Annotated in this window: 21 protein-coding genes; 13 read left to right on the top strand and 8 right to left on the bottom strand. The window is 69.5% G+C overall.

Translation table 11 applies throughout. From position 1 onward, the window contains the following. Positions 1-240 precede the first annotated feature (240 nt). The 6 genes from AB8M46_RS24530 to AB8M46_RS24505 all read left to right on the top strand — a co-directional run bounded on the left by AB8M46_RS24530 (position 241) and on the right by AB8M46_RS24505 (position 5,992). Entirely contained in the window at positions 241-1,266 is a 1,026-nt protein-coding gene (locus tag AB8M46_RS24530; protein ID WP_037348134.1) for a ParA family protein, read from the top strand. After that, positions 1,263-1,688, top strand: a complete 426-nt coding sequence (locus tag AB8M46_RS24525; protein WP_038511562.1) for a hypothetical protein — start codon at positions 1,263-1,265, stop codon at positions 1,686-1,688. The genes AB8M46_RS24530 and AB8M46_RS24525 overlap by 4 nt, the downstream gene beginning before the upstream one ends. Further along, positions 1,688-2,623 carry a ScpA family protein gene (locus AB8M46_RS24520; protein ID WP_037348138.1) on the top strand — a complete coding sequence of 312 codons (936 nt, stop codon included), beginning with the start codon at positions 1,688-1,690 and terminating at the stop codon, positions 2,621-2,623. The genes AB8M46_RS24525 and AB8M46_RS24520 overlap by 1 nt, the downstream gene beginning before the upstream one ends. Continuing rightward, positions 2,620-3,288, top strand: a complete 669-nt coding sequence (scpB, locus tag AB8M46_RS24515; protein ID WP_394361715.1) for an SMC-Scp complex subunit ScpB — start codon at positions 2,620-2,622, stop codon at positions 3,286-3,288. Before AB8M46_RS24520 ends, scpB begins: the two co-directional genes overlap by 4 nt. Next, positions 3,278-4,030 (top strand): pseudouridine synthase, encoded by a 753-nt coding sequence (locus tag AB8M46_RS24510; RefSeq protein WP_007035528.1) that lies wholly within the window; start codon positions 3,278-3,280, stop codon positions 4,028-4,030. Before scpB ends, AB8M46_RS24510 begins: the two co-directional genes overlap by 11 nt. 93 nt (positions 4,031-4,123) lie before the next feature. Then, positions 4,124-5,992, top strand: coding sequence for a Xaa-Pro dipeptidyl-peptidase (locus AB8M46_RS24505; protein ID WP_394361752.1), 1,869 nt, complete (start codon positions 4,124-4,126; stop codon positions 5,990-5,992). A gap of 74 nt (positions 5,993-6,066) precedes the next feature. Here the strand turns inward: AB8M46_RS24505 and AB8M46_RS24500 are convergent, their stop codons facing one another. Genes AB8M46_RS24500 through AB8M46_RS24490 form a run of 3 tightly spaced genes read right to left on the bottom strand, consistent with a single transcriptional unit; the run spans position 6,067 to position 8,160 of the window. Continuing rightward, positions 6,067-7,263, bottom strand: coding sequence for a cation:proton antiporter (locus AB8M46_RS24500; RefSeq protein ID WP_037348144.1), 1,197 nt, complete (start codon positions 7,261-7,263; stop codon positions 6,067-6,069). A gap of 6 nt (positions 7,264-7,269) precedes the next feature. Then, positions 7,270-7,752 carry a cation:proton antiporter regulatory subunit gene (locus AB8M46_RS24495; RefSeq protein ID WP_037348145.1) on the bottom strand — a complete coding sequence of 161 codons (483 nt, stop codon included), beginning with the start codon at positions 7,750-7,752 and terminating at the stop codon, positions 7,270-7,272. 15 nt (positions 7,753-7,767) lie between these two features. Continuing rightward, the gene (locus tag AB8M46_RS24490; RefSeq protein WP_394361714.1) at positions 7,768-8,160 is read right to left on the bottom strand and encodes a DUF4267 domain-containing protein; all 393 of its coding nucleotides are present in this window, start codon (positions 8,158-8,160) and stop codon (positions 7,768-7,770) included. A gap of 92 nt (positions 8,161-8,252) precedes the next feature. On the opposite strand from AB8M46_RS24490, the gene AB8M46_RS24485 reads away from it, so the two are divergent. The 7 genes from AB8M46_RS24485 to AB8M46_RS24455 all read left to right on the top strand — a co-directional run bounded on the left by AB8M46_RS24485 (position 8,253) and on the right by AB8M46_RS24455 (position 18,554). Further along, on the top strand, positions 8,253-8,831 hold the full coding sequence (locus AB8M46_RS24485) for a TetR/AcrR family transcriptional regulator (protein WP_037348147.1): 579 nt from the start codon (positions 8,253-8,255) through the stop codon (positions 8,829-8,831). Between the two features lie 92 nt (positions 8,832-8,923). Further along, the gene (gene cmk, locus AB8M46_RS24480) at positions 8,924-9,628 is read left to right on the top strand and encodes a (d)CMP kinase (RefSeq protein WP_394361751.1); all 705 of its coding nucleotides are present in this window, start codon (positions 8,924-8,926) and stop codon (positions 9,626-9,628) included. Next, on the top strand, positions 9,625-10,293 hold the full coding sequence (locus AB8M46_RS24475; protein ID WP_037348151.1) for a 1-acyl-sn-glycerol-3-phosphate acyltransferase: 669 nt from the start codon (positions 9,625-9,627) through the stop codon (positions 10,291-10,293). Before cmk ends, AB8M46_RS24475 begins: the two co-directional genes overlap by 4 nt. A gap of 4 nt (positions 10,294-10,297) precedes the next feature. After that, positions 10,298-11,779 (top strand): ribosome biogenesis GTPase Der, encoded by a 1,482-nt coding sequence (gene der / locus AB8M46_RS24470; protein ID WP_350596332.1) that lies wholly within the window; start codon positions 10,298-10,300, stop codon positions 11,777-11,779. A 247-nt stretch (positions 11,780-12,026) separates the two neighbouring features. Further along, a complete protein-coding gene (locus tag AB8M46_RS24465; RefSeq protein WP_037348156.1) occupies positions 12,027-15,929 on the top strand; it encodes a Pls/PosA family non-ribosomal peptide synthetase in 3,903 nt (1,300 codons plus the stop codon). A 197-nt stretch (positions 15,930-16,126) separates the two neighbouring features. Continuing rightward, positions 16,127-17,464, top strand: a complete 1,338-nt coding sequence (locus AB8M46_RS24460) for a M1 family metallopeptidase (RefSeq protein ID WP_394361713.1) — start codon at positions 16,127-16,129, stop codon at positions 17,462-17,464. Between the two features lie 727 nt (positions 17,465-18,191). Continuing rightward, positions 18,192-18,554, top strand: coding sequence for a hypothetical protein (locus AB8M46_RS24455; RefSeq protein WP_394361712.1), 363 nt, complete (start codon positions 18,192-18,194; stop codon positions 18,552-18,554). Here the strand turns inward: AB8M46_RS24455 and AB8M46_RS24450 are convergent. The 5 genes from AB8M46_RS24450 to AB8M46_RS24430 are packed head-to-tail and all read right to left on the bottom strand — an operon-like array spanning position 18,551 to position 23,737. Continuing rightward, positions 18,551-19,738 (bottom strand): acyltransferase domain-containing protein, encoded by a 1,188-nt coding sequence (locus AB8M46_RS24450; protein WP_394361711.1) that lies wholly within the window; start codon positions 19,736-19,738, stop codon positions 18,551-18,553. The genes AB8M46_RS24455 and AB8M46_RS24450 overlap by 4 nt on opposite strands. Before the next feature lie 18 nt (positions 19,739-19,756). After that, positions 19,757-21,382: a (2,3-dihydroxybenzoyl)adenylate synthase gene (locus AB8M46_RS24445; protein WP_394361710.1), complete on the bottom strand. Its 1,626-nt coding sequence runs from the start codon at positions 21,380-21,382 to the stop codon at positions 19,757-19,759. Positions 21,383-21,388: 6 nt separating this feature from the next. After that, entirely contained in the window at positions 21,389-21,646 is a 258-nt protein-coding gene (locus tag AB8M46_RS24440; RefSeq protein WP_394361709.1) for an acyl carrier protein, read from the bottom strand. Between the two features lie 40 nt (positions 21,647-21,686). After that, on the bottom strand, positions 21,687-22,613 hold the full coding sequence (locus AB8M46_RS24435; RefSeq protein ID WP_394361708.1) for a beta-ketoacyl synthase N-terminal-like domain-containing protein: 927 nt from the start codon (positions 22,611-22,613) through the stop codon (positions 21,687-21,689). Further along, the gene (locus AB8M46_RS24430; protein WP_394361707.1) at positions 22,610-23,737 is read right to left on the bottom strand and encodes a beta-ketoacyl-[acyl-carrier-protein] synthase family protein; all 1,128 of its coding nucleotides are present in this window, start codon (positions 23,735-23,737) and stop codon (positions 22,610-22,612) included. Before AB8M46_RS24430 ends, AB8M46_RS24435 begins: the two co-directional genes overlap by 4 nt. Positions 23,738-23,754: the final 17 nt, after the last annotated feature.

The following is a 23,754-nucleotide window of genomic DNA, read 5'->3' as shown; positions in this document are numbered from 1 at the left end:
TCTGTTCGATGGGCTTCGTGATCCAGGTGGTTCCTGGCGGTGCGGGCGGTTCTCCCTCGTACCGGGTCGTACTCGGGTGAACCGCTCGTGCCGTCAGGGGCCGCCTGGGCGCGAAGACCGCGGACAAGAGTCGCAGGACAGCGCCTAAACGACCCGGTCGATCCCGGCGTGCCTCGTTGGCTCGACTCCCGGATCGCGCATAGGCTGCCGAGGATCCTGCCGAAGAGGAGCTTTCGCGTTATGTCGACACCGAACGAGCCGGCGAAGCCGTCCGCGTCCGCCGGTTCGGCTGCCGCGAGCCTCAGCCAGGTGACCATCGCAACCCCCGCCGAACACGACGGCGACGAACCGTCGGAGGACACGATCTCTTCCCGCGGCCGCAAGGCCAAGCGCGCCAAAGAAGCCAAAGAAGCCAAGCAGCAAGAACGCGACAACGACGGCATCGGGCCCACCGGCCGTCCGTATCGCGAGATCCCCGACCCGCCGCCGCTGGACCGGCACGGCCCCGCACTGGTGATGGCCATGTGCAACCAGAAGGGCGGCGTCGGCAAGACCACCTCGACCATCAACCTCGGCGCGGCGCTGGCCGAATGCGGCCGCCGGGTGCTGCTGGTCGACTTCGACCCGCAGGGCGCGCTCTCGGTCGGCCTCGGCATTCAGCCGCACGAGCTGGACCAGACGGTCTACAACGTCATCATGGAGCGCTCGGTCAGCATCACCGACGTCATCCGGAAGACCCGGGTGGACGGCGTCGACCTGCTGCCGAGCAACATCGACCTGTCCGCGGCCGAGGTCCAGTTGGTCGCAGAGGTAGGACGCGAACACACTTTGTTACGGGTCCTTCGTCCGGTCATGAACGACTACGACTATGTTCTTGTCGACTGCCAGCCCTCGCTAGGCCTGCTGACGGTGAACGCACTGACCGCCGCGGACGGTGTGATCATCCCGCTGGAGTGCGAGTTCTTCAGTCTGCGAGGCGTAGCGCTCCTGATCGACACCATCGAGAAGGTGCAGGAACGCCTCAACCCCAAACTGGACATCACCGGGATTCTCGCCACCATGTACGACCCGAGAACCCTGCACTCGAAGGAGGTCATGGCGAGAGTGGTGGAGGCATTCGGCGACACCGTGTTCGACACGGTGATCAACCGCACCGTGCGGTTCCCCGAGACGACGGTCGCGGGCGAGCCGATCACGACCTGGGCTCCCAAATCAGCGGGCGCGGCGGCTTATCGCGCGCTGGCACGCGAGGTGATCGCTCGGTGAGCAGGCGAGCTTCCCTGCCCGGAGCGTCCGAACTCTTCAGGATCACCTCCAGCCCCGCCCTCGATCTCCCGCCCGCGCCCGAACAGCCCGCCCCCGCGAAGGGGAACGGCAACGGGAACGGATCCGGGACCGAGCCGGGGCACGCGCACAAGGATCAGCTGACCCGTGCCGCGCGCAGCGGTTCCGGGCGGACCAAGCACGACGCGAAGATCACCGTCTACGTCTCCGGCGACGAACTGCTGGCGATGGAGCAGGCCAGGCTGAACCTCCGGGCGAAGCACGGTCTCGTGCTCGATCGCGGCAGGCTGGTCCGCGAGGCGGTGGCCGTGCTGCTGGCCGACTTCGACGCGGCGGGCGAGGACTCGGTCCTCGTCCAACGCCTGCGGGCGGGCAGCGAGGACGGGAAAGAGACCGAGAACTGATGGACGACCCGGCCGCGGCTGCTCCCAGCGGCTCAGAGCCGGTCGAGCGGACAGAGGCAGACGAGACCCCCGTCGTGCACGAGACCGTGCACGGCGGGATGGTCCCCGAAGGACTGGCCAGTGAAGAGCTGAGCACGTCCAAGTTCAAGGTGCACCTGGAGAACTTCGAGGGCCCCTTCGATCTGCTGCTCCAGCTGATCTCGCAGCACCAGCTCGACGTCACCGAAGTCGCGTTGCACCGGGTCACGGACGATTTCATCGCCTACACCCGTGCGCTCGGCACGGAGTGGAACCTCGACGAGACGACCGAGTTCCTGGTCATCGCGGCGACCCTGCTCGACCTCAAGGCGGCGCGCCTGCTGCCCGCCGCCGAGGTGGAGAGCGAAGACGACCTGGCCCTGCTCGAAGCACGGGACCTGCTGTTCGCGCGTGTGCTGCAGTACCGGGCGTACAAGCAGGTCGCGGCGCTGTTCGGCGAGCTGGAGGCCGGCGCGCTGCGGCGGTATCCGCGCTCGGTCGCGCTCGAAGACCGGTTCATGGGGCTGCTGCCCGAGGTGATGCTCGGCGTCGACGTCGGGAAGTTCTCCGAGATCGCGGTCGCGGTCTTCAAACCGAAGCCGCCGCCGACGGTGTCGATCGCGCATATCCACATGGGCCGGGTCTCGGTGCGCGAGCACGCCGCGCTGCTGCGGCTCAAGCTCGCGGAACGAGGCGAAGCGACCTTCGGCGAACTGGTCGAGGACTGCGAGCACACCGTCGAGATCGTGGCGCGGTTCCTCGCGCTGCTGGAGCTGTACCGGGAGTCCTCGGTCCAGTTCGAGCAGCTGGAGGCGCTCGCCGAACTGCACGTGCGCTGGACCGGCGGGTCCGTGGAGGAGGCGTCGGTGGCGGCCGAGCAGGACCGCGCCGCCGTCGAGGACGAGGAGTACGGGTGACCCCGGAGAACACCGAAGAGACAGAGACGACCGAAGACACCCAGGCGGAGACTCCTGCCGCCGAAGCGGAGCCGCCCGCCGACGAAGGTCTCGTCGCGGCCGGCGACGGCGACTATCCCGACGTCACCTCGGACGAGGCGCTCGAAGCGGCGCTGGAGGCGTTGCTCCTGGTCGTCGACTCGCCGATCAGCGAGGAATCGCTCGCCGAGACGGTCGGGCAGCCGGTGTCGCGGGTGACCGTGGCGCTGCGCACGATGGCGCAGAAGTTCACCGAGCGGACCAGCGGAATCGACCTGCGCCGAGTCGGCGAAGGGTGGCGGTTCTACACTAGGGACGTCTATGCCCCGTTCGTGGAGAAGCTTCTGCTCGACGGCCAGCGTTCCAAGCTGACGCGAGCCGCACTGGAGAGCCTCGCCGTGATCGCCTATCGGCAGCCGGTGACCAGGGCCAGGGTCGCCGCCGTCCGAGGGGTGAACGTGGACGGGGTGATCAGGACGCTGCTGGCGCGCGGCCTGATCGAGGAGATGGGGACCGACCCCGAAACCACTGGCACGCTGTACGTGACGACCGAGCTGTTCCTGGAGCGACTGGGCCTGTCGTCCCTGGCCGACCTTCCGCCCATCGCTCCGTTGCTACCCGAAGTGGACACCATCGATGACATCTGACCCGCATCCCGACGGCATTCGGCTGCAGAAGGTCCTTTCGCAGGCGGGCGTGGCCTCGCGGCGCGCGGCCGAGGACCTGATCGTGCGCGGTCGCGTGAGCGTGGACGGCAAGGTGGTCACCGAACTCGGCCGCCGGGTCGATCCGGACAACTCCGTGATCCACGTCGACGGCACCCGCGTCCAGGTCCGCGAGGACCTCGTGTACCTCCTGCTGAACAAGCCCAAGGGCGTGCACAGCACGATGAACGACGACCGCGGCCGTCCGTGCGTCGGCGACTACCTGCGCGGCCGGTACGAGGAGACGCCCGGCATCGTGCACGTCGGCAGGCTCGACGAGAACACCGAAGGCCTGCTGCTCCTCACGAACGACGGCGACCTCGGGCACCGGCTGATGCACCCGTCGTTCCGCGTGCTGAAGACCTACTTCGCCGAGGTCGAGGGCATCGTCCCGCGCGGACTCGGCAAGGAACTGCGCGCCGGTTTCGAGCTGCCGGACGGCATCGTCAAGGTCGACCAGTTCCGCGTCAAGGACATGCTGGCCGGGCGCACCCAGATCGAGCTGGTCATCCACGAGGGACGCAAGCACATCGTGCGGCGGCTGATGGCGGCCACCGGGCACCCGGTGCGCAAACTGGTCCGGACCGCGCTGGGCGACGTCCAGCTCGGCGCCCAGCGGTCGGGTTCGATCCGGCGGCTGAACCGCGGCGAGGTCGGTTCGCTGTACCGCGCCGTCGATCTCTAAGACTTTCCGCTCTACTGCACGCGTGATCATCGCGTTTAGCTCTCTCTGACGGGCTTTCAGCCGACGGGGAAGGGCTCAACCGTGAAAACAGTTGTGCTGGCAGGGATCTTGGCGGTGGCCGCGGCCGTGGTCGCGGCACCGCAGGCCGCGGCGAAACCGCGGGCGAGTGAACCGGTCTACGACTTCGCCCAGGCCGTCCGCGAGACGGCTTGGGTGGACATCGGGCTCGACGGGGACGGCGACGGTCGTTCGGACCGGGTCGCCGCCGACATCATCCGCCCGAAGGAACCGGCGGCGCAGGGCAAGAAGGTTCCGGTCATCATGGACGCGAGCCCGTACTACTCGTGCTGCGGACGCGGCAACGAGAGCGAGCTCAAGACCTACGATTCGGCGGGCAGGCCGGTCGGGTTCCCGCTCTACTACGACAACTTCTTCGTCCCTCGCGGGTACGCCGTGGTCCTGGTGGATCTGGCCGGTACCAACAAATCCCGCGGGTGCACCGACATCGGCGGCCCCTCGGACATCGAATCGGCGCGCAAGGTGGTCGACTGGCTGAACGGCCGGGCGAACGGCTACACGACGGCGACCGGTCCGGCGAGGACGAACGCGACGTGGTCGACGGGCGCGGTCGGCATGATCGGGAAGTCCTACGACGGCACGGTGGCCAACGGCGTAGCCGCGACCGGTGTCGAGGGGCTCAAGACCATCGTGCCGATCGGCGCGATCAGTTCCTGGTACGACTACTACCGTTCCGACGGCGCGAACCTGCGCCAGGGCAGCCCGGCCGGGCTCGCGCAGACCGTTTCGCAGCGCAACGGCGGGCAGAACTGCAGCGCGGCCAACCGCAAACTCACCGCGGGCGCGACGTCGAACGGTGACTACAACGCGTTCTGGCTCGACCGGGACTACGTGCAGAGCGCATCGAAGGTGAAGGCGAGCGTGCTCGCTTCGCACGGTCTCGGCGACCTCAACGTCAAGACCATCAACTTCGGGCAGTGGTGGGAAGCGCTGAACGTCGAACGCAAGATCTGGCTGACGCAGGCCGGTCACGTCGACCCGTTCGACTACCGCCGCTCGGCTTGGGTCGACACACTGCACAAGTGGTTCGACCACTACCTGCTCGGCGTGGACAACGGCATCGAGAAGACCCCGGGCGCGAGTGTGGAACGCGAGCCCGATGTCTGGGTGGATCAGCCGGCGTGGCCCGCGGGCAGTGCCGTCACCCTGCGCCCCGCGTCCGGAAGCACTCCGGGGGTCGGCACGCTCGGCAGCTCTCCTGGCACGGGCACGGTGTCGTTCACGGACTCCTCCGGTCAGTCCTCGAACAGCTGGGCCGCGAAGCCGACGGAGACTTCGAACGGGCGAGTGCTGTTCAGCACCGGCGCGCTGGCGAAGGACCTTCACGTGTCCGGAACCGCGAAGGTGACGGTGACCGCGACGCCGTCGACGTCCACTGCGCGTCTTTCGGCGATCCTGGTGGACTACGGTCCGGCGACGATCCGGAACTACACCGGACCGAAGGAAGGCATCAAGAACGAGCTGACCCAGTCGTGCTGGGGCTCGAGCGCTTCGGGCAACGACGCGTGCTACCTGAACACGAGCACCGACGCGGTTTCCGTGGGGCTGAACATCATCAGCCGCGGCTGGGCGGATCTGGCCAACCACAGTTCGCTGAGCCAGGAGTCGCCGCTGACCCCGGGGCAGCCGTACACGATGACGTTCCGGCTGGCGAGCACGGATCACGTCGTCCCGCAGGGACATCAGCTCGCGCTGATCATCGGCGGGACGGACGGCTCGTTCATCTCGGGACCGGCGCAGTACCCGAAGATCACGGTGGATCTGGGCAAGACGTCGCTGGCGTTGCCCGTCGCGGGTGCGGGCCCGGCGGCGGTGCCGGCGGCGCTGCCGGTGGCTCCGGCGCAGATCGCTCCTGCCACTGTTTCGGGGCTTGAGCGCGGCTAGCCGGATGCTATGAACGGGCCGTTCCTTGCAAAATTTGCAAGGAACGGCCCGTTCATAGCGCTACGGGGGCGGGATCAGCCGGTTTGCGAGGCCGGGCTCTTCGACCCGAAGGGCTTCCGCTGCAGAGCGCGGGCGACCGGTTCGACGATCCGCGCGGCCGTCGGGCCGAGGATCGCCATCAGCAGCACGTACGCCGTCGCGAGGGCCGCGAGTTCGCCGGTCACCGCGCCCGCCGCCACCGCCAGCCCGGCGATGACGATCGAGAACTCGCCTCGCGCGACCAGCGCGGCTCCGGCACGAGCGCGGCCCATCTTCCCGATGCCCTGCCGCCGCGCGGCCCACCAGCCGGTGCCGACCTTCGTGAGCGTGGTCGCGACCGCCAGCACCACCGCCCAGCCGAGTACCGGCGGGATCGAAGCGGGGTTGGTGTTGAGCCCGAACACCACGAAGAACACGGCGGCGAAGAGGTCCCGCAGCGGTTCGAGCATGTGCGTCGCGTTCTCCGCCGTCGAACCCGAGATCGCGATGCCGAGCAGGAACGCGCCGACCGCGGCCGAAACCTGCATCGCCGAAGCGACACCGGCGACCAGCAGTGCCGCGCCGAGGACCTTGAGGAGGAACACCTCGCGATCCGGGCTGTCCACCGCCGCGGAGACGTACCGGCCGAATTTCAGCGCGATCACCAGGACCACGGTGATGACCATCAGGGAGATCCCGACGGCCTTCATCCCGCCGAGGAAGCTGACCCCGCCGAGCACCGCGGTGAGGATCGGCAGGTACAGCGCCATCACCAGGTCCTCGAACACCAGGATCGACAGCACCACCGGGGTTTCCCGGTTACCGAGCCGCCCGAGATCGCCGAGCACCTTCGCGATGATCCCGGACGACGAGATGTAGGTGACGCCTGCCATCACGATCGCGCCGATCGGCCCCCAGCCGAGGATGAGCGCGACGATCGCCCCGGGCGCGGCGTTGAGCACGATGTCCACGAGGCCCGCCACCCACGAGCGTTTCAGCCCGGTGAACAGCTCGGCCGCCGAGTACTCCAGGCCCAGCAGGAGCAGCAGCAGGACGACACCGATCTCGCTGGCGAGATGGGTGAAGTCGCCGATGTCGCCGAGCGGGATCAGCCCGCCCTGCCCGAAGCACAGGCCACCGATCAGGTACAGCGGGATCGGGGACATCCCGATCTTCCCGGCGAGGCGTCCCAACGCGCCCAGCCCGAAGAAGACCGCCCCGAGTTCGATCAAGGACAGTGCGGTGTGATCCATCCGCGATCAGCCGTACTTCAAGATCTTGACGGCGGCCTCGAGACCCTCGGAGGTGCCGACCGCGACGAGCACGTCGCCCGCGGTGAGGTTGAAGTCCGGGTTGGGGGAGGGGTGGACCTGACCGGCTCGCATCACCGCGACCACCGAGACGCTCGTCCGCGTGCGCATGGCGGTGTCGCCCAGTGTCCGCCCGTCGAACGGCGACGACGACTTGATCGGCAGCTGCTTGGTGTTGATACCGGGCAGGTCCCGGTGCTCTTCGGTGAGCTGGGCGACCAGCTGGGGCGCGCCGAGCAGGTTCGCCAGCGCGCCCGCCTCGTCGGTGGTGAGCGGAAGCGACGCCAGGCAGGCGTCGGGATCGTCCGTTTTGGACACGATCAGCTCGACATGTCCATCGCGGTGGGTCACCACCCCGACACGGCGGCCGTTGCGGGTGGCGAAGTCCTTGCGGACGCCTATTCCGGGGAGCGGGGTCACTTCGACGTTCACGTGAACAACAGTAACTCACTGTCCGTTTTGCGCGGGACGGATCAGGAACAACGCCGAGATCACGACCATGAGGGCGCACGTCGCGCCGTGGATGCCGAGCGCGGCGCCCACGGAACCGTTGTGGGTCAACACGATCAGCATGTCGCCGAACGGGATGAACGCCAGCGCGAGCATCGCCCAGCCCAGAGCGCGGGCGTTGCGGAACAGGAGCAGCGCGAGCACCACGAGCGCCGTGCCGATGTCACGGACGCCCTTGACCGCGAGGATCGGATCGCCCTCGGACGGCATCACCGGCAGCCCGAAGCCACCCGTCTGGGTCGCCGGGAAGAACACGTAACCACTCCCGAAGTAGAGGACGAAGAGCACGAGGGCGGCGGACAGGACGTAGGCGATCTTGATACGGGTCATGGTCTCCGACTCCAAAAAGCTAGCAGCGCTAGGAACGGCGCCGACACTAGCGCTAGCAGTGCTAGCTTGTCTAGCGGTGCTAGCATGTCCGTATGGTCACGAACCCCCGGCGCGAGCGGGATCGCTCGCAACGCGAACAGCTGATCGTCACCACCGCCCGTGAGATCGCCGAGGAAGAGGGCTGGGACGCGGTCACCACGCGGCGGCTGGCGGCGAAGATCGAGTACAGCCAGCCCGTGCTCTACAGCCATTTCTCCGGCAAGGGGGCGATCATGGCGGCCGCGGCGCTCGAAGGGTGCACCGAAATGGCCGCCGACATGCGCAGAGGGGCCGGGGCGGCGGAGGGTTCCCGGGACGCGCTGATGCGGCTGGCCGCCAACTACTTCGACTTCGCCGACCGTAAACCGGCGCTCTACGACGCGATCTTCACCCTCGCCAGCGAACTGAGCTTCGCCAGCCCGGACAGCCCGGAGCCGTTGAAGGACGCGTTCGGTGCCTTGCTCGAAGTCGTCGGCCCGGTCGCCGGTGGAGACGACCCCGCCCTCTACACCGAGACCTTCTGGGCCGCCCTGCACGGCCTGGTCACCCTCGAACGCAGCAGGCGGCTCCCGGCGGACGCGCGCGCGGAACGGATCCGCATGCTCGTCGACCGGTTCGCCGTGGGCGGCTGAGGCGTGTCGCGTACCACCAGGCAGAATGAACGTCGATCAGATGAGCGACGGATGAGCTGAGGAGTGTTTCGGTGGCGGGAGCCCTGCGTGGTGTGGTCGCGATGGACGGCCCGTCCGGAACCGGGAAATCGACGGTTTCGCGGAAGCTCGCGACGAAGCTCGGCGCCGGTTACCTCGACACCGGTGCGATGTACCGCATGGTCACCCTCGCCGTCCTGCGCGCCGGGACCGACCTGACCGACCCGGACGCGATCGCCGACGTCGCCCGGAAGGCCGAATTCGGCATCGGCACCAGTCCGGACGAAGCGACCGTGACCCTGGCGGGTGAAGACGTCGCCGCTGAGATCCGCGGCGCGGACGTCACCACCGCGGTGTCGCCGGTTTCGGCCGTTCCCGCCGTCCGCGAACTGCTGGTCGCCCGGCAGCGCGAGATCATCGCCGAGGTGCTCGGCCGCGTCGGCGGCATCGTGGTCGAAGGCCGGGACATCGGCACCGTCGTCTCGCCGGACGCCCCGCTCAAGATCTTCCTCACCGCGTCGGCCGAGGTCCGCGCCGCACGCCGCAGCGCGCAGGATTCCGCCGCCGGCCGGGAGTCCACGGTGGATGTCGCCAAAGCGGCGGTGGAACGGCGCGACCGCCTCGACTCGACGCGGGCGGCTTCGCCCTTGCGCGCGGCCGACGACGCCGTCGAGGTGGACACTTCGGCGCTCAACATCGACCAGGTGATCGTGGCGCTGGCGGAACTCGCGCTGCACCGTGGTCTTCTCGAAGGCTGCCCCGCCGAGGCGTCGAGGTGAGCGCGAAGGGACTTCCCGAAGGCGCGAGCGGCCCGATCCACACGTTCGGCCGGGGGATCTCGAAATTCCTCGTCCGGCCCGCGTTCCGGGTCCGGGTGCACGGTGCCGAGCGGGTACCGGCGTCCGGGCCGGTGGTGTTCATGGCGAACCACAGTTCGATGACGGAACCGGCGCTGCTGTTCGGAATGTTGTCGCGGCGCACGGCGTTCCTGGTCAAGGCGGAGCTCTTCAAGGGCTTCGTCGGCTGGTTCTTCCCGAAACTGGGCCAGATCCCGGTGAAACGGGGCGCGGTGGACCGCAAACCGCTGATGATGGCGGTCAAGGTGCTCGAGGAAGGGGGCGCCGTCGGGATCTTCCCCGAAGGCACCCGCGGCCTCGGTGACGCCGAAAACTTCGAGCGCGGCGTGGCCTTCCTGGTCCGCGCCGGGAACGCGACCGTGGTTCCGGTCGCCACTCGGGGGACGTACAAACCCGCCGGCGCCAAACGGCGTTGGCGGCCACGCGTCGACATCATGGTCGGCGAACCTTTCACTCCCGAGATCGGGAAGGGAAGGACAGGGCTGGAGGAGGGAACCGAGCGGCTTCGCATCGCGCTCGCGGACCTCGTGAAGGCACTGGACGAATGGCGCTTGGAGCACGGGCTCCAAGACACGCGACAGGATTGAGAAAATGACAGAGCTTGACGGAGTCGGCGAGATCGACGGCTCCTGGTCCGACGAATCCGAATTCACCGCGCTCGACGCGCAGATCGCCGCGGGCGAGGCCGAGGAGGAGGCGCAGCTCGCGCAGCCGGTCCTCGCCGTCGTCGGCAGGCCGAACGTCGGCAAGTCGACCCTGGTCAACCGCATCCTCGGCCGCCGAGAGGCGGTCGTGCAGGACGTCCCCGGCGTGACCAGGGACCGCGTCGCCTACGACGCGTTCTGGGCGGGCCGCCGGTTCACGCTGGTGGACACGGGCGGCTGGGAGCCGGACGCGACCGGGCTGCAGGCCTCCGTCGCCGCACAGGCCGAGATGGCGATGGCCACCGCCGACGCGGTCCTGCTGGTCATCGACGCCAGTGTCGGCGCGACGGCCACCGACGAGGCCGTCTCCAAGGTGCTGCGCCGCTCGAAGAAGCCGGTGCTGCTCGCCGCCAACAAGGTCGACGACGACCGCCTGCTCGCCGACACCGCGTCACTGTGGTCGCTCGGCCTCGGCGAGCCGTACCCGGTCAGCGCGCTGCACGGGCGCAGCTCCGGCGACCTGCTCGACGCCATCGTCAAGGCCCTGCCGTCGATGCCGCGCGACGGCGACCGCGCCACCACCGGCCCGCGCCGCGTAGCGCTGGTCGGCAAGCCGAACGTGGGCAAGTCCAGTCTGCTGAACAAGCTCTCCGGCGAGGAACGGTCCGTCGTGGACTCGGTCGCCGGCACCACCGTCGACCCGGTCGACTCGCTGGTCGAGCTCGACGGCGAGACCTGGCGGTTCGTCGACACGGCCGGTCTGCGCAAGCGGGTCAACTCGGCCAACGGTGCCGAGTACTACGCGTCGCTGCGGACCAAGACCGCGATCGACGCGGCCGAGGTCGCGATCGTGCTGCTGGACGCGGCCGAGCCGCTTTCGGAGCAGGACCTGCGGGTGCTGACCATGGTCGTCGAGGCGGGCCGAGCCTGCGTGCTCGCCTTCAACAAGTGGGATCTCGTCGACGAAGACCGCCGTCACGCCATGGTCCGTGAGCTGGACCGCGGCCTGGTGCGGGTGCCGTGGGCGGACAAGGTCAACATCTCCGCGCTCACGGGCCGGTCGGTGCGCAAGCTCGCGCCCGCGCTGCGGACCGCGTTGAAGTCCTGGGACCAGCGGGTGCCCACCGGTCAGCTGAACGGCTGGCTGGCCGACCTCATCGCCGCGACCCCGCCGCCGGTGCGCGGCGGCAAGCAGCCGAAGGTGCTGTTCGCGACCCAGGCGGGTATCCGGCCGCCGACGCTGGTCCTGTTCACCACCGGCTTCCTCGAGGCGGGCTACCGGCGGTTCATCGAACGGAAGTTCCGTGAGCGTTTCGGTTTCGAAGGCAGCCCCGTTCGGGTGAATGTCCGGGTGCGGGAAAAGAAGCAAAAGCCCAAGGCCGGTGGTAAAGCGGCGGGAAAACCACAGGGTAAGCCAAAAGCGCGCTGATTTTCTCACGATGTAGGTGAATATTTCACTGGGTGGACACGCCGATGACCTCGGGTTTCGGCGTGTCCACCGGTGAGTTTCGACACTCTGCCGAGACCCTCCCGAGATATGTCGTTCACCTGCGGTAAAGTCGATGGTCTGCTAGCGGGCGCCTCATTCGGAGAGCGAGCCCGAATGACGCACTTCGCGAAAGGTGTGTGATGGGCTTGCGCGCCCATGGTTCTGCCGTGCCCGTGGTGATCTTCCGATGACCCTGACCGCCGACTCGCGACCGATCGCCTGCGTCGCGGACGTCACCGTCGCGCCGTCGCCCGCCCCGGTCGCCGACCGCGCCCTGTTCTGGTCCGGCCTCGGCGCGGGCGAGCGCACCCTGATCGACATCCTCGCCGAGACCGCCGCCCGCCACCCCAACGCGGGCGCGATCGACGACGGCGAGACCACGCTGTCCTACCGCAAGCTCGTCGAGGAGATCGACGCCTACGGCCGCAAGCTGACCGCCAACGGTGTCGGCGTCGGCGACCGGGTCGGCGTCCGGATCTCCTCCGGCACCGCTGAGCTCTACGTCGCCATCCTCGCGATCCTGTCCGTCGGCGCCGCCTATGTGCCGGTCGACGCGGACGACCCCGAAGAGCGCGCCGAACTGGTCTTCGGCGAGGCCGACGTCGCCGCGGTGGTCACCGATGGCGGCGCGATCACCGTCCTCGGCTCGCCGAGCGGCGTCGAGGGCTCGCCCGCGCCGACCGACGACGCCTGGATCATCTTCACCTCCGGTTCGACCGGGAAGCCGAAGGGCGTCGCGGTCTCGCACGCCTCGGCCGCCGCGTTCGTGGACGCCGAAGCGCAGCTGTTCCTCACCGAGGAGCCGATCGGTCCCGGAGACCGCGTGCTCGCCGGGCTGTCCGTCGCGTTCGACGCGTCCTGCGAAGAGATGTGGCTCGCCTGGCGCCACGGCGCCTGCCTGGTCCCGGCGCCGCGTTCCCTCGTGCGCACCGGCGTCGACCTCGGCCCGTGGCTGGTCGCGCAGGGCATCACCGTCGTCTCCACCGTGCCTACGCTGGCCGCGCTGTGGCCCGCCGACGCGCTCGAAGACGTCCGCCTGCTGATCTTCGGTGGCGAAGCGTGCCCGCCGGAGCTGGCCGAACGCGTCGCCGTCGAAGGCCGCGAAGTCTGGAACACCTACGGACCGACCGAGGCCACCGTCGTCGCCTGCGCCGCGCAGATGACCGGCGAAGGTCCGGTCCGCATCGGCCTGCCGCTCGTGGGCTGGCAGCTCGCCGTCGTCAACGAGGCGGGCGAACCGGTCGCGATGGGGGAGACCGGCGAGCTGGTCATCGGCGGTGTCGGCCTGGCCCGCTACCTGGACCCCGAGAAGGACGCAGAGAAGTTCGCGCCGCTGCCTTCGCTGGGCTGGCGCCGCGCGTACCGCAGCGGCGACATGGTCCGCGCGGAGGCCGAGGGCCTGCTGTTCCTCGGGCGCCTCGACGAACAGGTGAAACTCGGCGGCCGCCGGATCGAACTCGGCGAGGTCGACGCCGCACTGCAGGCGCTGCCCGGCGTGCAGGGTGCCGCCGCCGCGGTCCGCCGCACCAAGGCGGGCAACCAGGTGCTCGTCGGATACGTCGTGCCCGCCGAGGGCGTCGAGTTCGACCACGACGAGGCCGCGACACGGCTGCGCGAGCAGCTGCCCGCCGCGCTCGTCCCGCTGCTTGCCCTGATCGAAGACCTGCCGACGCGCACTTCCGGCAAGGTCGACCGCAACGCGCTTCCCTGGCCGCTGTCCACGGTGGACGCCGCGAAATCCGGTCTGTCGCCGACGGAGAGCTGGCTGGCCGAAGGCTGGGCGGAGATCCTGGGCGTCTCGGTCGACAACCCGAAGGCCGACTTCTTCACCAACGGCGGCGGCAGCCTGACCGCCGCCCAGCTGATCGCGCGGATCCGCACCCGGCACCCGCAGGTGTCGGTGAGCGACATCTACGCCAACCCGAAGCTCGGCGCGCTCGCGTCGATGCTGGACGCGCTGAGCGGCGAGAAGACCGAACGCCGCGACATCGCGCCCACCCCGCGCAAGGCCGGGATCATCCAGTCGTTGCTGATGATCCCGCTGATGGGTCTCGTCGGCCTGCGCTGGACGACGATCGCCGCGACGCTGTCGAACGTGCTTTCGCTGGCCGGGTTCGCCTGGGCGCCGACGCTGAACTGGGTGTGGATCGCCGTCGCGTGGATCGCGCTGTTCAGCCCCGCCGGCCGGATCGCGATCTCGGCGACCGGCTCGCGGCTGCTGCTGCGCGGCGTCCGTCCCGGCAGCTACCCGCGTGGCGGAAGTGTCCACCTGCGACTGTGGACCGCCGAGAAACTCGCCGAGTTCAGCGGCGCGGACAGCGTCGCGGGCGCTTCCTGGATGACGACGTACGCCAAGGCCCTCGGCGCGCGGATCGCCAAGGACGTCGACCTGCATTCCCCGCCGCCGGTCACCGGCATGCTGAAACTCGGCCGCGGTGCCGCCGTCGAACCCGAGGTCGACCTGTCCGGGCACTGGGTGGACGGCGATCTCGTGCACATCGGCAAGATCCGCATCGGTGCCGACGCGCGGATCGGCGCGCGCAGCACGCTGTTCCCCGGCGCCCGGATCGGCAAGGGTGCGGAGATCGCGGCCGGGTCCACCGTCCGTGGCAACGTGCCGGCCGGGCAGCGTTGGGCCGGTGCGCCCGCCGCGCGTGCCAGCAAGGACGCGCTGAAGTGGCCGTCGAGCCGCCCGCCGCGCTCGCGGTTCTGGGCTTCGGTCTACGGCGCGACTTCGGTCGCCTTGGGCCTGCTGCCCGCCGTCGCCGCCCTGCCCGCTGTCGCGGTGCTGGGTTACGCGATCGCCGGCGCGCCGTCGCTGGGCGCCGCGCTCGGCCAGGCGCTGCTGTTCACGCCGCTCGCGACCGTCGCGTACTTCCTGACGTACGCGCTGCTGGTGCTCGTCGGCGTCCGTTCGCTGAGCATCGGCATGGTCGAGGGCTATCACCCGGTGCACGGGCGCGTCGCGTGGCAGGTCTGGGCGACCGAGCGGCTGATGGGCATGGCGCGTGAAGGGCTGTTCCCGTTGTACGCCAGCCTGTTCACCCCGGTGTGGCTCCGGATGCTCGGCGCGAAGGTCGGCCGCAACGTCGAGGCGTCCACCGTGCTCGCGCTGCCGAAGATGACCCAGGTGGACAGTGGCGCGTTCCTCGCGGACGACACCATGGTCGCCACCTACGAACTCGGCCACGGCTGGCTGCACGTCGCCCCGGCGCGGATCGGCAAGCAGGCGTTCCTCGGCAACTCGGGGATGGCCGCGCCGGGACGTTCGGTGCCGAAACGCGGTCTGGTCGGGGTGCTGTCGTCGGCCCCGCTCAAGGCGAAGAAGGGCTCGTCGTATCTCGGGATGCCGCCGCTGCCGGTCCGCCGGTCGGTCGGCGAGGCCGACACGAGCCGTACCTTCACGCCGCCGCTGCGGCTGAAGGCGGCCCGCGCGCTCGTCGAACTCTGCCGCATCGTGCCGGTGATGTGCGGTGTCGCGCTGACCGTGCTGGTGGCCGCCGGGATCTTCGCGCTCGCGTCGTCGTTCGGCTTCCTGGTCGCGGTGCTGCTCGGCGGGCCGCTGCTGCTCGCCGCCGGCGCCGTCGCCGCGCTGACCGCCACCGCGATGAAGTGGCTGCTGGTCGGCCGGTTCCGCGCGGTCGACCATCCCTTGTGGAGCTCGTTCGTCTGGCGCAACGAACTCGCCGACACCTTCGTCGAGGCGCTCGCCGTGCCGTGGCTGATCGGTTCGCTCGGCGGCACGCCGCTGCTGCCGGCGTGGCTGCGGACCATGGGCGTCAAGATCGGGCGCGGCGTGTGGCTGGAGACGTACTGGCTGCCCGAGTCGGACCTGGTGAGCCTCGGCGACGGCGCGACGATCAACCGCGGCTGTGTCGTGCAGACGCACCTGTTCCACGACCGGATCATGACGATGTCGCCGGTGACCCTGGACGAGGGAGCGACGCTCGGGCCGCACGGTATCGTGCTGCCTGGCGCGAGCATCGGCGCGCGGACGACCGTCGGACCTGGCTCCCTGGTGACCCGGGGCGACGCGGTTCCCGCCGACTCGCGCTGGCTGGGTAATCCCATCTCGGCCTGGACGAAGTAGGAACGGCTGGCGGAGCTGAGGTGCGTTCGGATGGTGACCACAGGGGTGAACCCGCCCCGGCCGAAGGCCCCGCTATCGCGGTGGCAGGGCGCCGTGTCCACGCACCGTGACGGTCTTCTGCCAACCAGCGCCCTGCCGACGTCGATCGCGGCCGCGGGTTCACAGACAGACACAATGGAAAGCGGGGTTCTTCCCGGGTGATTTCGAAGGCATCCGTGCAGCCCTCGCCCGGCGCGGAAACCTCCGGCGACTCCTATCTGCCCCGTCACGGTAACGGCGGTTACCGGGTCCGGCACTACGATCTGGAGCTGGACTACAAGATCGGTCCCAACCGGTTGTCGGCCGCCGCGGCCATCACCGCGGAGGCGACGCAGGCGCTGTCACGGTTCACGCTCGACTTCGGCGAGTTCCGGATCAACCGCGTGCTGGTCAACGGGAAACCGGCCAAGTACACGCGCCGCGCGCACAAGCTGCAGGTGAAGCCGGCGAAGTCGTTGGCGCTCGGCAGCGAGTTCCTGGTGGAGGTCCACTACGTCGGGAATCCGCGGCCGCTTCCGGGGCTGTGGGGCGACATCGGCTGGGACGAACTGACCGACGGCTCGCTCGTCGCGAGTCAGCCGGTCGGGGCGCCATCGTGGTTCCCGTGCAACGACCATCCGGTGGACAAGGCGACGTACCGTGTCGCACTCACGACGTCGTCGCCGTATCTCGTGGCCGTGACCGGGAATCTCGTCTCCCGGTACACGCGCGCGAGCACCACTCAGTGGGTCTTCGAACGGCCCGAGCCGACGCCGACGTATCTGATGAGCGTCCAAATCGGACGGTACGACGACATCGTGCTGGCCTCCGGCGGTGTCCCGCAGCGGGCCGCCGTTCCGCCGCGCCTGCGCCGGGCCTTCTCGCGTGATTTCGGGCGGCAGGGCCAGATCATGGAGTCGCTGCAGCGGCTGTTCGGGCCGTACCCCTTCGGCGAGTACGTCATCGTCGTCACCGACGACGACCTCGACGACCCGATCGAAGCGCAGGGTATGTCGATCTTCGGCGCCAACCATGTGGACGGACGGCGCACGCACGAACGGCTCGTCGTCCACGAGCTGGCGCACCAGTGGTTCGGCAACAGCCTGACCGTCGCCGACTGGCGGCACATCTGGCTGAACGAAGGCTTCGCGACGTACGCGGAATGGCTCTGGTCCGAGGAATCCGGCGGACAGAGCGCGCACGCGTGGGCGAAGACGTGGCACGCGCGTATGAAGGCGAAGCCCGCGGACCTGCGCCTCGCCGACCCAGGGGTGGCGCGGATGTTCGACGAGCGGGTGTACAAACGTGGCGGGCTTTTGTTGCACGCCTTGCGTTGTACCGTCGGCGACGAGGTCTTCTTCCCGCTGGTGAAGGCTTGGGCGGTGGAGAACCGGCACGGTCTGGTGACCACCGATGGTTTCGTGGCACTCGCTGAACGCTTTGCCGGGCGTTCGCTTGCTTCTTTCTTCGATGCTTGGCTGGATGGTTTGGCGTTGCCTCCGCTTCCTCCCGCCTGACGCGCCTCGGTGCGCCCAATGTGGCATTGGGGACGTTGAGTGTCCCCAATGCCACATTGGGCGCTTGGCTGAGTTATCCACAGTGGGGCTGATGTGGCGAGTTGTCCACAGCGGGCGGGATCGGTGCTGGCGAGGTCGGCCTACGTCGGCTGATGATCTCGGTGTGCGATCAGCTGAGTGGGCTCGGGATCACGAAGCCCTTTACAAACAGAGCCGTGGTGGGGTGATCACCGTCGGGCGGCTCGTGGCGTTCGGTGTCTCGAAGAGGACTTGTCACCGGCGTTGCGTGCCGGGCGGGCCATGGCAGAGGTTGCTCCCCGGGGTGGTGCTGCTCGGTTCAGGGCGGCCCACTCCTCGGCAAGCGATCGAAGGGGCACTGCTCTATGGCGGGCCGGAGGCGATCCTCACCGGGCTTCAGGCTTGTCGCCTGCACGGGATCAGGGGGCCGAAAGGTGACACTGATCGAATCCACCTGCTGGTGCCCTCGTCTCGCCAGGTCAGCAGCTCCGGGTTCGTGATCGTGGAGCGGACGACACGGATGCCTCGACCAGTCGCCGTGAACGGCATACTCGTGGCGCCGCTCGTACGTGCGGTCCTCGATGAATGCAGGAGATCCACTACGCGAGACCCGGTCCGGGCCTTGCTGACGGAGGCTGTTCAGCGGGCGAGGTTGCAACCAGATGTCCTCATCCGTGAGCTCGAAGCCGGCAGCGACCGTGGTAGCGCTTTGCCACGCCAGGTGCTGCGCGACGTCCTCAAAGGGGCCCGGTCGGTCGCCGAAATCGACGCGATGCGCGTCTGGCGGCTCTCCGGCCTGCCCGAACCGCTCTGGAACCACCGGCTCCGAGACGAAAACGGCGAGTACATCGCGACACCCGACGGCTACTTCAAGGAAGCCGCGCTCGCTTGGGAGATCGACTCCTACGAATTCCACTTCACGAAGGAGGACTACGCGAAGACCTTGGACAGGAACGCCAGATACGCCGCGGCGGGGATCGCCGTCCTGCAAACCCTGCCCAGCCGTCTCAGGTCGGAGCCCGAGGCTGTCGCTCGAGAGCTTCGCCAGGCGTATGAGGCTCGATGCCGCTAGAACCGCACCGGAGCACCCGCGCAGTGCAGAGCCCCGACCTGCGTCCGGAAACGCAACAGCGCGTCACCTCCCCGCCGGATGCTGGAGAGCACCGCCACCTTCCCGTCGCCCGCGTTCTCCCGCAGCGCGTGCGCGAGCAGCGGATGGGGCGAGAGCTCGACGAACGCGCGGTGTCCGTCGTCGAGGGCCGCCCGGACGGCGGCGCTGAAGCGGACCGGGCGGCGCAGGTTCGCGGTCCAGTAGGCGGCATCGAAAGCGGCCGGGGCTTTCGGATCGGGGAGCACGGTCGTGTAGACGGGGACGCGGGCGCGTCCGGGGCGCAGTCCGGACAGCTCGGCACCGAGCTCGGCCAGGATGGGTTCGACCTGCGGCGAATGCGACGCGACCTCGACGGGGACCAGTTTGGCCATCAGCTCTCTCGCGGCCCAGCGGTCCACCAAGGATCGCACCCGGTCGCGTCCACCGGCGACGACCGTCGACGTCGGGCCCGAGTGCGCGGCGACGGTCACCTCGGGCACGTCGGCGAGTTCCGTTTCGACGGTGTCCCACGGCAGGGCGACCATCGCCATCGCGCCGGTGCCCGCGACGCGCCGCATCAACCGGGACCGGCGGCAGATCACGGCCACACCGTCCGCTGTGGACAGTGCGCCCGCGACCACCGCCGCGGCCGTCTCGCCCATGGAGTGCCCGATCACGGCGGCCGGTTCGGCGCCGTGTGCCCGCCAGGCCGCCGCCAGGCCCAGCTGCATGGCGAACAGCGACGGCTGGACCTGCTCGATGCCGTCCGCCGACCCGGAAAGCGCGTCGTACAGGGAAAAACCGGCTTCGGCGCTGATCAGCGGTGCCAGGTGGTCGATCTCTTCGGCGAAAGCGCGCTCGCCGTCGAGCAGCGCCTTGCCCATCCCCGGCCACTGCGAACCGTGGCCGGAGAACACCCAGACCGCGTTCCCGGCCGAGACCGCCTCGCCGACGGCGGTGCCGCTGGAGGATTCCCCGGCGGCGACCGCGCGGAGGCGGCCGGTCACCGAGTCCCGGTCCTCGCCGACGACGACGGCACGCCACGGACCGTGCCGCCGTCCGGTGAGTTCGGCGGCGAGGGCAGGCAGACGGTCGGGCCGGTCCGCGAGTACGGCGGCCTCGGCCGCCAGCTGCTCGGACGACTCGGCCGAGAACGGGAAGAACATCGTTTCCTCCTACCGGGATCAGCCGAGGTACCGGCGGGCGAGTGCCTTCTTGTCGATCTTGCCGACCGCGGTCGACGGCAGTTCTTCCACCACCGCGACCCGGTCCGGCACCTTGTAGGCGGCGACGCCGCGGTCTCGGAAGAAGGTCTGGAGCTTGCTCGTGGACGGCGGCTCGCCCGAGCAGACCAGGAACGCCACCGATCGTTCGCCGAGTACGGTGTCCGCTTCGGGCAGCAGGGCGGCGGAGAGCACGCCCGGGCAGGCGAGGAGATGCCCTTCGACCTCGGTCGCGTCGATCTTCTGTCCGCCGCGATTGATCTGGTCCTTCGCCCGGCCGACCACGTTGAGATGACCCGTCGGGAGCTGCTGGACCAGGTCTCCGGTGCGGTAGAACCCGTCGGCCGTGAAGGCCCGCGCGTTGTGTTCGGCCGCCCGGAAGTAGCCGCGCAGGGTGTACGGCCCGCGGGTGAGGAGTTCGCCGGTCTCACCGGGAGCGACCTCGACGTCGTCCGGACCGACCACGCGGACCTCGTCGTCCGCGGAGATCGGCCTGCCCTGCGTGGTGTGCACGAGCTCGTCCGGATCGTCGAGCCTGGTCAGGCACAGCAGTCCCTCGGCCATGCCGAACACCTGCTGCAGACGGCAAGCGAAGGTCTTGGTGACCGCCGCCGCCAGGTCGTCGGCGAGCCGGGCGCTGCCGACCTGCAGGACGCGAAGGCTCGAAAGGTCCGTGTCGCCCTGTTCGAATTCGGCGAGCCAGTGCGGCACCAGCGGCGGGTTGATGGCCGCGATGGTGACACCCTCGCGTTCGATCAGGTCGAACGCCGTCCGCGCCCCGGGGGACGGGGCGAGCACGACCCGTCCGCCCGCCTGCAGGACGCCGAGCAGGCCAGGACAGCTCATCGTGTAGTTGAAGGCGATGGGCAGCACGGCGAGGTACACCGAGTCCTCGGTCAGCTCGCAGAGTTCCGCCGCCCGCCGGGAGTTGTAGGCGAAGTCGTCGTGCGTCCGCGGCACCAGTTTCGGCATGCCGGTGGTACCGCCGGAAAGCAGCAGCAGGGCGAGATCACCCGCCTGCGGCGGATCGGCGGGATCGGGCGCGGGTTCGTTGTCGAGCAGATCCGCCATCGCGAGGAAGCCGTCGTGCCCGCCGGGATCGCCGGCGACGATCACGTGGCGGATCCCGGCTTCGGCGCGTACGCGGGAGGCGAGTTCGCGATAGTCGAACCGCGCGTGCCTGTCCGGGATGACGTACGCGACGGCCTCGGCCATCGCCGTGAGATGGGCGATCTCGTTGCGCCGGTGGGCGGGCATCGCGTGGATCGGCACGATCCCGAGCCGCGTGAGCGCGAACCACAGCAGCACGAACTCCGCGCGGTTCGGCAGTTGCACGATCACCTTGTCGCCGCGTTTCAGCCCGAGCCCGATGAGTCCGGTCATGAGGCGCCGGACGGCGGTGTCGAGCGCGGCGTAGGTCCACCGGCGGTCGCCGTCCACGAGCGCGACGCGGTGGGCGTACCGGACGGCCCAGCCGGAGAGCTGTTCGCCGAAGGTCGTTCCCTGCCAGTGGCCGACGGCCCGGTACCGGCGGGCGGCCTCGTCCGGCCAGCCGGGCCAGTCGGACCGGTCCATGTCCTGCGTCATCCCCGGTCAGCCCTTCTGCCCGGCGAGGACCAGCTGATGGATGTCGTCGAGCGTCTCCACCTCGCTGATCGCCGCGTCGCCGACCCGGATGCCGTAGCGCTGCAGGATCCGCGCCGCGACTTCGAGCAGCAGCAGCGAGTCGACACCGAGGTCTTCGACGAGGTTCGCCTCGTCGGTCACCTCCGCGGCTTCGACCTCCAGCACGCGGGCCACCAGGGTCCGCAGGTCTTCCAGCTCCGGCTCGATCAGCTTGTTCCCGGTCATGAAGGCCCCTTCCTTCGTCGTTGTCCCCGATTTCGGTCGTTCACGTCTGTCCGGCGCCCGGCCCGGCGAACGCCATCGCGGCCGCCGCCGCACCCGGGAGGCCGCAGGACACGGCGAGGGCGGTGCCTTCGCCGCCGTCGATCCGTGCGCTCGCGGCGGCGCACTGCAGGACGCCGAGCGCCCCCGACTGACGTCCCGCCCAAGCCGAAAGGTCGAGTACGTCGCCTGGCCGGACTCCCGGTTCGGCCAAGGTCGCCGCGGCTTCGTCCGGGACGGCGGAGGCCGCCGCCCGCGCACTGGCCGCCCGCCGGTACCCGCCGAGCACGAGCCGGACACGGGCGCCTCGGCGCCGGGCCACGTCAGCGGATTCGAGGACGACCGACGCGGCGGCGTCGGGCCAGTGCGTCTCACCGTTGTCGTCGAGAAGCTTGCGTACATAGCGGTTGTCGGGCTCGACCCCGGTGACGACGACGGCGTCCGCCCGGCCGTACCGGATCAGCCGCCGCGCCCAGTGCAAGGCGTCGAGACCGCTGGTCGGACCGTTCGAGAGGGTCAGGTTGGGCGCCCGCAGGCCGTGATCGATGGCGACCCAGCCCGCCGACACGTTGCTGGAGGTGTTGGGCAGCCCGGTCGGCGGCAGCAGGCTCGCGGACTCTTCGGCGATCGTGTCCAGGAACGAGCAGATGCTGTCCAGGTTCCCGGTGTTCGTGCTGACCACGGTCGCCGTCCGGAGTGAGTCACCGCGGTAGGAACCGTCCTCGGCGAGCAGGCCCGCGTCACACAGTGCCGCGGTGGCAGCGTGGGAAGCCAGCCGCGATGCCCGGTCACGGTGCCGGAGCCACCTGCCGCGCAATCCGGTCTCCGGGTCGAAGCCGTCCTCGCGGCGCCGGTACGGCTCCAGCAGGTCGGCCGGTCCGCGCAGCCCGTCGACGGTGATCCCCGCCCCGGTCACGACGACGGCGGTCACGACGCCGCCTCCAGGATCGCCACGGCGTTGATACCGCTGAGCCCGAAGGCGTCCACCTGGGCGATCCGGAACTCGCCGTACCGCGGTTCGTCGCGGACGAGATCCAGCCCTTCCGCCTCGTCCATCGGTTCGGCGAGGCCGAGGATCGGTGGTGCCAGCCGTTCGCGGAGCGAGATCGCGGCGACGATCAGGCTCAGCAGACCGGAGCCACCGAGCGTGTGCCCGGTCGACGCCTTGATCGCGGTGAGCGCCGGTTTCGCACCGGCGAACACGTCGTGCAGCATCCCGGTCTCCACCAGGTCGTTGCGGACGGTTCCGGTGCCGTGCAACACGATCAGGTCGATCTGCCCGGCGTCGATCCCGGCGCGGTCGTGCGCCTGCCGTACCACTCGGGCGACACTGCCCGGCTCCGGCACCGTCGGATGGTCGGCATCGCAGTTGAGCGCGACGGACCGGAGCCTGGCCGCGACCGGCCCGCCGTGTCCGGGCCGGCGGAGTACGACCGCCGAAGCGCCTTCGCCCATCATCATCCCGTGCCGTTCCTTCGCGAAGGGGCGCACTTCGCCCGGCACACCACTCTGGACCCGGTCGAAGATGCCGAAGGTGGCTTCGGTCAGGCCGTCGGTCCCGGCCACGACGACGGTGTCGCATTCGCCGTCCGCGATCAGGTCGGCGGCCAGGCCGAGCACGGTCAACGATGCCGCGCAGGCGTTCGCGAAGGTGTGCGTCTCCACCGTGCCGAACCGGTCGCGGATCGCCGTGCCGAAATGCAGATCGGCGAAATCCGCCGCCGCTTCACCGCGCCACCACAGTTCCATCGAGCGCTGTTCGCGGTGGGTCGTGCCGACCAGCACCGGGCAGTTCTCCGGCAACTCGGCGAGTCCGGCGTCACCGATCGCCTGCGCGATCGCGTCGATCAGCCATTTCGTCGATCGGCCGGGTTCGTCCTTGCCCGGGGCCGCCCGGTCGTCGATCTCGTAGGCCGTGCCCGATCGGAACTTAGTCGTGTCGTAGACGCGCAGTGGTCCGAGACCGCTTTTCCCGGCGCACAACGCGTCGTGGATCGTTTCGGGGTCACCGCCGATACTCGAGACGGCGCCGAGCCCGCAGATGTCGAGGTCCACGGCTTTCCCTCCAGAAG

It is taken from the genome of Amycolatopsis sp. SB7-3 (assembly GCF_041021335.1).
GTDB classification, from domain to species: Bacteria; Actinomycetota; Actinomycetes; order Mycobacteriales; family Pseudonocardiaceae; genus Amycolatopsis; species Amycolatopsis japonica.
Note: the sequence above shows the minus strand (reverse complement) of the source record. Positions and strands in the feature narration are given on the sequence as shown.